Genomic DNA, 11,706 nt, shown 5'->3' with positions numbered 1-11,706 from the left:
CCCATCTAAGAAGCCACGAATATCAAACCTGAGCTCTTTTCTCTAAGACTTCTTTCAATCCTTCTAAGAATCATAGACAATGGGCTCACGTTTGGTATTCAAACCGAAGTAAACAAATCTACTTCTACAGAACAATTCATAATCGGAGGTTTTATATGACTCAATTGATTCATTTAGATGGTAACAGCTTAACACTGGAAGAGGTCATCGCCGTCGCTCGGCACGGTGCCCAATGTGAGTTAGACGAAGGAGCAAAAGAAGCTGTCATCGCATCTCGTAAAATTGTCGATGATATCGTCCGTGAAAAACGTGTTGTCTATGGTGTGACCACTGGATTTGGTTCCCTCTGTAATGTCAGCATTTCTCCTGAAGATACTGTCCAACTTCAAGAAAACTTGATTCGTACTCACGCATCTGGTTTTGGCGATCCACTTCCTGAAGATGCCGTTCGTGCTATTATGTTAATCCGTATTAACTCACTCTTAAAAGGTTATTCTGGCATTCGTCTATCAACCGTTGAAAAACTGTTAGAATTGCTCAACAAAGGAGTGACTCCTTATATTCCAGAAAAAGGTTCTCTTGGAGCATCTGGTGACCTCGCCCCTCTTTCTCACATGGTTCTCCCAATGTTGGGACTTGGACATGCCTACTACAAAGGTCAACTTTTGAGCGGTCAAGAAGCTCTCGACCAAGCTGGTATCGAAAAGATCCAATTGGCTGCCAAAGAAGGACTTGCCTTGATTAATGGTACAACGGTCCTAACCGGTATTGGAGCTCTTGCAACTTACGACGGTATTCAATTGCTCAAACTCTCTGATATTGCAGGTGCTCTCTCAATGGAAGTTCACAATGGTATTACCAGTCCATTTGAAGAAGACCTTCATACCATCCGTCCTCAAAGTGGACAATTGGCGACTGCTCGTAACATCCGTAATCTCCTTGAAGGAAGCAAAAATACCACTGTTGCGACTCAACAACGGGTACAAGATCCTTATACACTCCGTTGTATCCCTCAAATCCACGGAGCCAGCAAGGACTCTATTGCTTATGTGAAAACAAAAGTTGAAATCGAAATCAACTCTGTGACGGATAACCCAATCATCACCAAGGAAGGTCACGTCATTTCAGGAGGTAACTTCCACGGTGAACCAATGGCTCAACCATTTGACTTTTTGGGTATTGCCCTTTCTGAGATTGGTAACGTATCTGAACGTCGGGTAGAACGATTGGTCAACAGCCAACTCAGCAAATTGCCATCCTTCTTGGTCAAACACCCTGGCCTTAACTCAGGCTTCATGATTACGCAGTATGCTTGTGCATCTCTTGCATCTGAAAACAAAATCTTGTCTCACCCAGCTAGCGTAGACTCTATCCCATCTTGTGAAAACCAAGAGGACTTCGTCAGCATGGGAACTACAGCAGCTCGTAAAGCGGCTGAGATTCTTAAGAATTCACGCCGCATCGTTGCTACTGAAATCATGGCAGCTTGCCAAGCCTTGGATCTCAAACCAGAAAATCATGAACTTGGTAAAGGTACAAAACCAGCCTATGACATGATTCGCAGCAAGGTGGCCTTCATTGAATTTGACAAGGACATCGAAATCTTTGAAGAACTCAATAAGGCATCTGCTGTCGTTGAAAGTGAAGAATTCTTAGCAACCATCGAAAAAGCAGTTGACTTAAGCATTCAATACTGATACAGTAAGGATACAGCAAAAAAAGGCTGAGAAATTTTCTCAGCCTTTGCCTTTCTAGCCAAATACAAACAAACGGAGGCATGTAACGTGCTTAGAGATTATTACCCAATGACTTACAGTTATTACCAAGGCAGTATTGAAGACAATCCCTATACAGCCAAATGGGGAATGCTGACGAAGTTTTTGGATTTGAATGATGAAAGCTTGACTCCTTTTGAAGAAGTCACCTTTGGAATCCTTGGCTTTAAAAGCGATAAAGGAGTCTATATCAATAACGGTCGCGTCGGTGCTGTCGAAAGCCCAAACGCTATTCGAACCCAACTTGCCAAACTTCCTTGGCACTGGGGGACCAATGTCACAGTTTTTGATGTCGGGAATATCGATGGCCCCAATCGCTCTCTTGAAGATTTGCAAGAGAGTCTCTCTCAAACCGTCAAACGAATGTTGGAGTTAAATATTCAACCAATCGTCCTTGGGGGAGGTCACGAAACAGCTTACGGCCACTATCTGGGCCTCAAATCCTCCTTGCAACCAGATGAACAATTGGCTGTCATCAATCTAGATGCTCACTTTGACCTGCGTCCTTACGACCAAACTGGTCCCAACTCTGGAACAGGATTTCGCCAAATGGCAGACCACGCAAAAGAAGAGAGCAAAGATTTCCCTTACTTGATTTTGGGCATCCAGGAACACAGCAACAACCTGTTCCTATTCAACTATGTGGCAAAAACACCAAGCATTGATTTCTTAACAGGACAAGATCTCTTCCGGATGAGCCACCAGGCCATTCTTGATCGGATTGATCAATTCTTAGAAAAACAGACAGCGGCCTACCTCTCTATCGATATGGACTGCTTTGCCGTTGGTTCTGCCCCTGGCGTCAGTGCCATCCAGTCACTTGGGGTGGATCCAAAACTAGCCCTAATGTTGCTCCAACACATTGCTGCTAGCGGCAAACTGATTGGATTTGATATTGTGGAAGTTTCCCCTCCTCATGATATTGACAACCACACCTCCAACCTGGCTGCAACCTTTATCTTTTACTTGACCCAAATCTTGTCCCAACAAAAATAAGATGCAAAACCTCTCTAACATACAAAAGGCTTATCAACATCCATCCCTTGGGTGTTGATAAGCCTTTTTTTATTCTTCCTTCGTGACACTTGATGAGCTATACTAGAGGACTTTTAATCTCTTGAGGAAGGGACGGTCTCTATACGGAGTCAGATGTTGCTCTGCCAGTTTCTTGTAGTAGCCCTTATCTTCTTTCAAGAAAGAGCTCAAAGCAGGAACCAGTTGCTCTCCTTGTTCCTTCTGGGCCGCCAAGAAGGCTAAGAGATAACAAACCATCCCCTTGTCTCGCGCATTCGTCGTTTGCTTCATGGTTCCTTCTTTACGAGCCAGATAAGTTGCCACCTTCTCTTGCTCGCCAAAATGACAGGCGATTAAGGATTGATAAAATTCGAGCAATTCTTCCTTCCAAGGGAAGCGAACGCCGGACAAAACCTTTTGAGCCCTGTCAAAATAGAAGCGGGCTTGGACCAAATCTCCCTTCCAATAGTAGGCAATCCCAAGATCAATTTCAAACACCACTCGGACTGAATCAACAGATTGATCTCCCACCAAGCGTAGGACCTCTTCCAAATGGGTGACAGCTACTTGAAAATGCCCTCTCACTTGCTCTATTTCAGCCAGGTAGGCTAAAGATGCTGCAATTTGAATGGCATACTTGGCCTGCATGCTATTGGTCAGACTAAAGCAATCAATGGAGCGATAGAGGTGGCGGGTTGCCTGCTCCTCATCCCCTACCATCAAATGGTACAAACCCTTCAAACGTAACTGAATCGCAATCGCTTCATGGTTGTTGGCCTGAATCGCATCTTCTAAAGCCAAATCTGTGTAATAGGCCATTTCAGAAATATTTTCTGTTTGAATGCAATAATAAATGATTTGCCGGTACCCTTCTAAAAGAAAGTCGAGCCGTTTGAGTTCCCGCGCATAGGAGATGACCTTTTGAATATCATGAATCCCCTTTTGGTACTCACCACTTCGAATGAAGTAGCGCCCCTCTAAATACAAGTAGCGCAGTTGCAAATACTTGTAGTCTCTATCTTTTTGGTGTCGTGAAAAAAGCTGATCCAGTTCTCGACGAAGACGAGAGAGTTCCCCAAAAATATCCAAATGGCTATTTTCACCATCTGCTACTCCCCCTTCTTCCCCCTTAGAATAAATCGGGAACAGTTCATGTTCCAACTGAAGGATTTCCTCTAAGTAGGTCAACTCAAAGGACAAGGAACGCAAGAGATTTTGGGACTGCTTGTATTGGTAAGCTATTTCCTTATAGAAGAGCAGGTCTGTCGAATCTTCTAAGGTTTCTTCCAGTTTTTGAGCGATTTGTTGGTGGAAGAGGCGTCGTCTGGCAGGTGATAGGAGTTGGTAGAAGTACATGGCTACCAATCGCTTACAAAATTGGACCAAGAGATCCTCCCCTTCCTCCACTATTGAGATGATTCCTCTTTGGGCTAAAGGCTCTAATAATCCCGTTAAAACAGAAAGATCTGTTGCTGTCAACTCTGCCAAGATAGACATGGAAATCGGTTTATGAAAACAAGACAAATAATGAAGAAGGGACTCCTCTTCACTGCTCATGACCCCTAGTTCTTGAGCAAGATATGCTTGAATAATATCCGGTAGTGGCTCTAAACTTTCCTTCTCATTCCACTCTTCTATGTAGCTGGACAACAAGAAGGGACTGCCTTCACTCCACTCCATCATCTGCTCAATCACCACTGGCTCGATCTGCCCCAGTTCCCCTTGCAAAAGGGCCTTACTCTCACTTGCAGAAAAATTGGTCAACTCTAGCCGGGACAACCGTCTCTCTACTTTCAGGCTCCCAAAGAAATGGACCAAGAAATCCGGCAAGGGCCCTTCTGCTGTAACAATCAGTTGCCATTTTTCCTTGCCTTTTTTCTCCTCTAATTGCTTCACTTTGTCTAATGAGCTTGCATCAATCCACTGAGCATTTTCGAGAAGAATTAGAAGAGGTTTTTCTTGGCTGAGTCTTTGAAGTTGCTTCCGGACAGCAGGGAGATTGTCCGCTTTTCCTAGAGGAGGAGCTTCCAAGCCCCCACTCACTTTCTCTAGGGAAGCTTTGAGGTCGTCCCAGATCCCTCCTTCTTCTTGGCGACTGCCGACTTTGCCTTCCAGCTTGACAAAGCTAAAACTACGATTGGACAGCAAGACCAATTGACGCATCAACCGTTTCTTGCCTGTTCCAGATTGTCCCATGAGCAAGAAAGGTCCAACAGCTTCCCCCTTCTTAACTAAGGAGAGGTATTCCTCCAGTTGGGATAGTTCTCGTTTGCGACCAAAGAAAGGGAGTTCTCGGACATTCACACGATTGCTCTGTTTATGGGTTCGCTTAGCTTCCAAAACAGAATGATACAGTTCTTCTATCACTCGACTAGGACGAACATTCAGCTCACGATCCAATAAATCCACCAGCTTGTAATAGGTCTCAAAAAATTTCCCCAGCTGGTGATGAACTCTATAATACTCCATCAAGAGCTGGTAGTTCTTTTCTTCAAATTCATCCAGCTCTACTAAATGGTGGAGTAAGGACTCTATACCAGGGTCTCCCAGCCCCTCTTTGTCAATCTTTTGATAACAGCTTTCAATATAGAGTTGCTTATAAGCGCTCCGTTTACGGGAAGCCCACTGGTCAAAGTCCTCATCATCCTTGACGTAGAAGCCTTCCAGAAAATCTCCCTGATAAAGATGTAAATTGCTTATCGGATCCCTTTCAAAAAGCTGGACATCCAAAGAAAGATTCAGCTCAGAATTAAGGGCCAAGCTACTCCTACTTGGAGAAACAATGACATCTCCTTCAAAGATTTTATTAGCTTGGTAAACAGTATTCCGTAGATTTTTCCGAGCGACTTGGTTTTCCTTGTCCCCCCAGAGAATGCCCGCAATTTCATCACGGTTGACCTCACCCGATACAGCTAAGTAATAAAATAAAGCCTCCATCTTCGAGAAGGAAAAACGGATGTCTTTCTGTTGGAAAACAACCTTAGGGGGTCCAAATAACTTCAACGTGAGTTCTCTCTTCATTGCAAGCGCCTCCAAAATCTTCATATTAATACTATAAAAAAAAAGTTGTCTTTTAGCAAGCGATTGGCCCAAGTAAAAAAGAGACTGAGAAAAATTTTTCTCAATCTCTACAATTCCTGCTTAGACTGTTGATTAAATCACTTCCAAATTTGGTTGGTGTTCAAATAAGGCTTTTGTTGCATGGTGGACATGATAGGCTACATCTTCATTGTTCATGGTGTAGAGATGGACACCGGCAACATCTTGTGTGACCAAATCAACGATTTGATCCACCGCATAGGCTAAACCAGCCGCACGAAGAGATTTTGGATCATGTTCATACTTATCCAGAATGGCTTTGAACTTCCGTGGGATATGAACATTTTCACAAGTCTTCAACAAGCGAAGGGCCTGGTTTCTGTTAAGAATTGGCATCACCCCTGCATGAATGGGAACATCAATTCCCGCCAAGGTACACTTATCTTGAAAATCGTAGAAACGCTCATTGTCAAAGAAAAGCTGAGTCACTAGGCTCGAACATCCAGCATCCACTTTCTTTTTCAGATTTTGAATATCTGAAATTTGGTTTGGCGAATCTGGGTGACCTTCTGGGTAACAAGCACCGATCACATCAAAGTGAGGAGCTTCTGTTTTAATAAATTCAATCAAGTCCGTTGCATAACGAAAGTCTTTTAAAGGCTCAATACCAGGAATAATATCACCACGAAGGGCCAAAATCCGATGAACCCCTACTTGATCTAATTCATGAAGGGTATCTGCTACTTTTTCCTTGCTTAGATAGATGGCAGGTAAGTGGGCAATGGTCGGAATAGACAATTCATTCTGAATATGATTGGCTAAAGCAACCGTCGTCTCTTTGATATTGTATTTATTATTGCTAGCTGTCACACTGATAAAGTGTGGAGCTAATTCCTGCATATTTTCCAAGGCACGTAAGAGCTTGGCATTGCCTACTTCAGGATTTGGAGGGAAAACCTCAAAGGAGAGCGACGGTGTTTGCTTAGTCATCAAATGTATTCCTTTCTTGATTGAGCAATTCTTTTTTTGCTATCGAGCAAGCTTAGGAATTTCTACTTGCTTTATAGCGCTTTACGAGCAGCTTTTGCCGCTTCTACAAGACGGATCAAGCTTTCTTTTGTTTCTTTAATTCCACGTGTTTTCAAACCACAGTCAGGGTTGATCCAAACTTTTCTGCTTGGTACTTTGGCAAGGATAGCTTCGATAGTGTGATCGATTTCGCCTTCGTTAGGCACACGAGGTGAGTGGATATCGTAAACCCCAGGTCCAACTTCTGTTTGGAAGTTTTTCGCTTTGAGTTCGTCCAAGATTTCAAGGTTTGAACGGCTTGCCTCAAATGAGATGACGTCTGCATCCATGTTGTCGATGGCTGGGATAATATCTGTAAATTCTGAGTAACACATGTGCGTGTGGATTTGTGTGTCTGGTGCTACTGTTGAATGTACCAAACGGAAGGCTGGAATAGCCCAGTCAAGGTAGTCTTCGTACCAGTCACTACGACGAAGTGGCAATTTCTCACGAAGAGCAGCCTCGTCGATTTGGATAATCTTCACGCCTGCAGCTTCAAGGTCAAGAACTTCATCCTTGATAGCAAGAGCGATTTGAAGAGTAGAATCCTTGATAGAGATGTCTTCACGTGGGAATGACCAGTTAAGGATGGTAACAGGTCCAGTCAACATCCCTTTAACAGGTTTGTCCGTACGGCTTTGTGCGTAGCTAGACCATTTAACAGTGATTGGGTTAAGACGAGTGACATCACCCCAGATGATTGGTGGTTTAACCCCGCGCATACCATATGATTGTACCCAACCATTCTTAGAGAAGAGGTAACCGGACAAGTTTTGACCGAAGTACTCCACCATGTCGTTCCGCTCGAATTCACCGTGTACAAGCACGTCAAATCCAACTTCTTCTTGCCATTTGATCCATTCGTCGATAGTTTCAGCAAGGAAGGCATCGTATTCTTCTTGTGACAATTCACCCTTACGGAAAGCCAAACGTTTCGCACGAACTTCCTTGGTTTGAGGGAATGAACCGATCGTTGTTGTTGGAAGGGCTGGAAGTTTGAAGGCATCTTCTTGGATAGCTTCACGTTCTGCAAAGGCTGGCAAACGAGTGTAGTCTGCATCAGTCAATCCAGCGATACGCGCACGAAGCTCCGCATTTGCTCCGACACGTTCTGTCGCAAAGAGTTCTTTGTTTGCTGCAAGAGCCTGTTCACCTTGACCGTTGCGGATAGCATCCAAGTCACGAAGTTCTTCCAATTTTTCAACTGCAAAAGCAAAGTGATTCAAGATAGATGGTTCAAAGTCTTCGTTGGCAGTCGTAAATGGCACATGAAGCAGTGAGCAAGAAGTTGTCAAGACAACATTTTCAGCTGGAACTTGTTTCAAAATTTCCAAGCTTGCTTCGTAGTTGTTACGCCAGATATTCTTACCATTGACAATCCCTGCATAGAGAGTCTTATCTGCTGGGAAGCCACCTTTAACGAGTTCAAGAGTTTTCTTCCCTTCAACGAAGTCAAGACCGATAGCATCTACTGGCAATTTTACAAGGTCAGCATAGATGTCACGCACGTCACCAAAGTAAGTTTGGATCAAGACTTCAAGACCTTTTTTGTCAGCCAAGAGTTTGTTGTAGAGGTTCAAGAAGAGAGCTTTTTCTTCAGCTGTCAAGTCTTTGACAAGAGCTGCTTCATCCAGTTGGATACGAGTCGCACCAAGCTCTGCCAATTTAGCAAAAACATCTTGGTAAGCAGCCACTAAGCTATCTACGAAGTCTTCTGCTTTTACGCCTTCTTCAAAGTCTGACAATTGAAGGAAAGTGAATGGTCCAACCACAACTGGACGAGTGTCAAGACCCAATTCTTTGGCTTCTTGGTACTCATCAAAAATCTTGTGACCAGCCAATTTGACTTCTGTTGTTTTTTCAAATTTTGGAACGATGTAGTGGTAGTTGGTGTTGAACCATTTCTTCATTGGAAGAGCACGCACATCCCCTTTTTCACCTTGGTAACCACGCGCCAAAGCGAAGTAGCGTTCAAGGTCAGACAAGTCCAAGTTTTGAACCGATGCAGGAACCACGTTGAAAAGGAAAGCAGCATCTAGGAAATTGTCATAATGTGAAAAATCATTTGATGGAATTTCAGTAATCCCTTTTTCTTTGACAATATTCCAGTGTTTAGCACGCAACTCTTTTGCTGCATCTAACAAATCTTCAGCAGTAATTTCGTTTCTAAAATATTTTTCAGTTGTAAATTTTAGTTCGCGGAATTCACCCAAACGAGGGAATCCGATAATTGTTGTTGACATGTTTTGTCCTCCAAAAATTCAAGTTGAGTCTATCTTATCAGAAGAAGCACCTTCTGTATAATTGCTTTTCAATGGTTTACGATATAGCCAGAAACTATAACCTTATAGATCAAGGGTTTTCACCTCTTGCCATTCACCAGAACTAATAGTCCTTATAAAAAATAACTATAAGCTTTCTACCAGGCAGGCCGAGGATCCTCCCATTGACCAGCCCTAGTCTCCTCTAAAACAAGAGAGTGGGACAGAAATCTGTCATTCGTTAGAATTCGATTTCGTCGTCCCACCTCCGCACAGTTGAGTAGGGCTGTAAAAGCTGATGAAATCAGCCTAGTAGAGCCCACTCAACCACTGCGTCTTGCTCGACAATCCAAAAACAATTGAGAGGCTAGGACTTTTGTCCCAGCCTCTTTGTAGTAATTTATGCTCTAGTTAGTTGCACACAAAAAGCATCCCAAGGCTCCAATACCTTCTTCTCTTTGACCTGCTCTACTTCTGTATTGCTAATGAGGACAGACTGGTAGTCTTTCTCCAGTTCAAAACTCTGGGTTTGATTAGACAGATTGACCACAATCAAATAGCGTTGGTCCCCATCGACCCGTTGGTAGGCAAAGACTTGATCTGCTGTATCCACTAGCTCAAAATCCGCAGAAATCAACCAGTCTTGTTCCTTACGGAGAGCAACCAATTGCTGATAGGTATAAAAAATGGATGAGGAGTCGGCCAAAGCCGCTTCTACATTGATTTCATGATAGTTTGGATTAACTGCTAGCCAAGGAAGACCGGTCGTAAAACCAGCCTGTGGCTGGTTGGACCACTGCATCGGAGTCCGAGCATTATCCCGGCCAATATGCCGGATCTGGTCCATAATGGTGTCGAAGTCTACTCCCTTTTCTAGGCTTTCCTTAGCGTAGTTAATAGACTCAATATCCTCGATTTCGTCTAGGCTCTTAAAAGGATAGTTGGTCATGCCAATCTCTTCACCCTGGTAGATATAAGGCGTCCCTCTCATCAAATGAAGAAGAATGGCTAGAGCCTTAGCGGACTTCACCCGGTAAGCTTGGTCATCTCCCCAGGCAGAAACAATCCGAGGAAGATCATGGTTGTTCCAAAAGAGGGAGTTCCAGCCTTCGTCCATGCCCAGTTCCGTCTGCCACTTGTTGAAGATTTCTTTCAACTTAGGAACATTGAGCTTCTTCGCATAGTGCCATTTTGGCTGGCCTTCTTGGAAGAGAAGCCCGATGTGTTCAAATTGAAAGACCATTGACAATTCCTCATTGTCAGGACCAGAGTATTGCTTGGCAATCTCAGGTGTAGCTCCCCAAGTCTCTCCAACCGTCAACAAATCCTTATCTCCGAAGGTCGCTCGATTCATTTCTTTCAGATAGGGGTGGAGCATGGGACCATTGGCCACGATTTTCTGATCCGGAATTTTTCCAATCATGTCGATGACATCCATCCGAAAACCACCGATCCCCTTGTCGATCCAAAAATTCATCATATCGTAAATCTTCTGCCGAAGGGTCTCATTTTCCCAATTCAGGTCTGGTTGTTTCTTACTAAAGAAGTGCAAATAGTACTGCTGGGAAGCTGGATCCAATTCCCAAGCTGAACCACTGAAGTTCGAGAGAAGATCATTGGGTTGATCCCTCCAAATATAGTAGTCCCGCTCTGGACTGTTTGGATTTTCTTTCGCTTCGATAAACCAGGCATGTTCATCAGATGTATGGTTGACCACCAAATCCATAATGATCTTAATATCGCGCTTTTGCCCTTCTGCAATCAGCTTCTCCATATCCTCCATGGTCCCAAAGATGGCAGCAATATTCTCATAGTCTGAAATATCATAGCCATTATCATCCATAGGGCTTTGGTAAACAGGAGACAGCCAAATAGCCGTAATGCCTAACTTCTCCAAATAATCCAATTTACTCGTAATCCCCTTGAGGTCACCGATCCCATCCCCATTGCTATCTAAAAAACTCTTGGGATAAATTTGATAAATCACAGCATCATGCCACCATTTTTTCTTCATGCCCTTCTCCTTTTTGATTTCACTTGTAATCCCTTTCATCATAACCAAACTCGAAAGGAATTTCAACTCTCAGCTGTTTTATCAGTCTTCCTTAAGATAAAAAAGAGAGTGGGACAGAAATCGGTCATTCGTTAGAATTCGATTTCGTCGTCCCACCTCCTCACAGTTGAGTAGGGCTGTAAAAGCTGATGAAATCAGCGTAGTGGAGCCCACTCAACCACTGCGTCTTGCTCGACAATCCAAAGACAATTGAGAGGCTAGGGCTTTTGTCCCAGCCTCTGTTCAAGACTTCGATTCTTCCTTACTTTTTGCCAATTGTGATAAGAGAGCATGACCAATCCAAAGAGATGACTTCCCAACAAGGCGGCCACAAAAATCAGCTTGCCCCTGTCTGGATAAGAAAGTGGGAGATTGCTAAAGCCATAGCGAGCCCATTCGATAAAGATTGGATGCGAAAAGTAAAGCGCCATGCTCATCTGCTTTAAGTACTGCAAATCATAGCTTTTCAAAAAGGACGATCGCAGGCAGGCATTGA

The 11,706-nt window shown here is 43.7% G+C and carries 7 protein-coding genes; 2 read left to right on the top strand and 5 right to left on the bottom strand.

Annotated features, from left to right (window positions below):
• Positions 1-155: 155 nt before the first annotated feature.
• Together hutH and hutG are read left to right on the top strand one after the other, a co-directional pair.
• Positions 156-1,697, top strand: a complete 1,542-nt coding sequence (gene hutH / locus D7D50_RS05055) for a histidine ammonia-lyase (protein ID WP_023027218.1) — start codon at positions 156-158, stop codon at positions 1,695-1,697.
• 87 nt (positions 1,698-1,784) lie between these two features.
• Entirely contained in the window at positions 1,785-2,771 is a 987-nt protein-coding gene (hutG, locus tag D7D50_RS05050; RefSeq protein ID WP_120701655.1) for a formimidoylglutamase, read from the top strand.
• Between the two features lie 102 nt (positions 2,772-2,873).
• Here the strand turns inward: hutG and D7D50_RS05045 are convergent, their stop codons facing one another.
• The 5 genes from D7D50_RS05045 to D7D50_RS10250 form a co-directional block, all read right to left on the bottom strand.
• Complete coding sequence (locus D7D50_RS05045) at positions 2,874-5,810, bottom strand: AAA family ATPase (protein WP_120701654.1); 2,937 nt, start codon at positions 5,808-5,810, stop codon at positions 2,874-2,876.
• A 132-nt stretch (positions 5,811-5,942) separates the two neighbouring features.
• Positions 5,943-6,818: a methylenetetrahydrofolate reductase [NAD(P)H] gene (gene metF, locus D7D50_RS05040; RefSeq protein ID WP_048716370.1), complete on the bottom strand. Its 876-nt coding sequence runs from the start codon at positions 6,816-6,818 to the stop codon at positions 5,943-5,945.
• Positions 6,819-6,889: 71 nt separating this feature from the next.
• Positions 6,890-9,139, bottom strand: a complete 2,250-nt coding sequence (gene metE / locus D7D50_RS05035) for a 5-methyltetrahydropteroyltriglutamate--homocysteine S-methyltransferase (RefSeq protein ID WP_120701653.1) — start codon at positions 9,137-9,139, stop codon at positions 6,890-6,892.
• Positions 9,140-9,557: 418 nt separating this feature from the next.
• Positions 9,558-11,171: a glycoside hydrolase family 13 protein gene (locus D7D50_RS05025; protein WP_120701652.1), complete on the bottom strand. Its 1,614-nt coding sequence runs from the start codon at positions 11,169-11,171 to the stop codon at positions 9,558-9,560.
• A 257-nt stretch (positions 11,172-11,428) separates the two neighbouring features.
• Complete coding sequence (locus tag D7D50_RS10250) at positions 11,429-11,641, bottom strand: hypothetical protein (RefSeq protein ID WP_227877767.1); 213 nt, start codon at positions 11,639-11,641, stop codon at positions 11,429-11,431.
• Positions 11,642-11,706: the final 65 nt, after the last annotated feature.

Origin of the sequence: Streptococcus koreensis, assembly GCF_003627135.1 — a bacterium.
Taxonomy (GTDB): Bacteria; Bacillota; Bacilli; order Lactobacillales; family Streptococcaceae; genus Streptococcus; species Streptococcus ilei.
The sequence above is the reverse complement of the archived record's forward strand: the minus strand, read 5'-3'. Positions and strand labels throughout refer to the sequence as shown.

Excerpts from the sequence above, each read along its gene's own strand:
- metF (WP_048716370.1), bottom strand. The coding sequence starts at position 6,818 with ATGACTAAGCAAACACCGTCGCTCTCCTTTGAGGTTTTCCCTCCAAAT.
- D7D50_RS05045 (WP_120701654.1), bottom strand. The coding sequence starts at position 5,810 with ATGAAGAGAGAACTCACGTTGAAGTTATTTGGACCCCCTAAGGTTGTT.
- D7D50_RS10250 (WP_227877767.1), bottom strand. The coding sequence starts at position 11,641 with ATGGCGCTTTACTTTTCGCATCCAATCTTTATCGAATGGGCTCGCTAT.
- hutH (WP_023027218.1), top strand. The coding sequence starts at position 156 with ATGACTCAATTGATTCATTTAGATGGTAACAGCTTAACACTGGAAGAG.
- D7D50_RS05025 (WP_120701652.1), bottom strand. The coding sequence starts at position 11,171 with ATGAAGAAAAAATGGTGGCATGATGCTGTGATTTATCAAATTTATCCC.
- metE (WP_120701653.1), bottom strand. The coding sequence starts at position 9,139 with ATGTCAACAACAATTATCGGATTCCCTCGTTTGGGTGAATTCCGCGAA.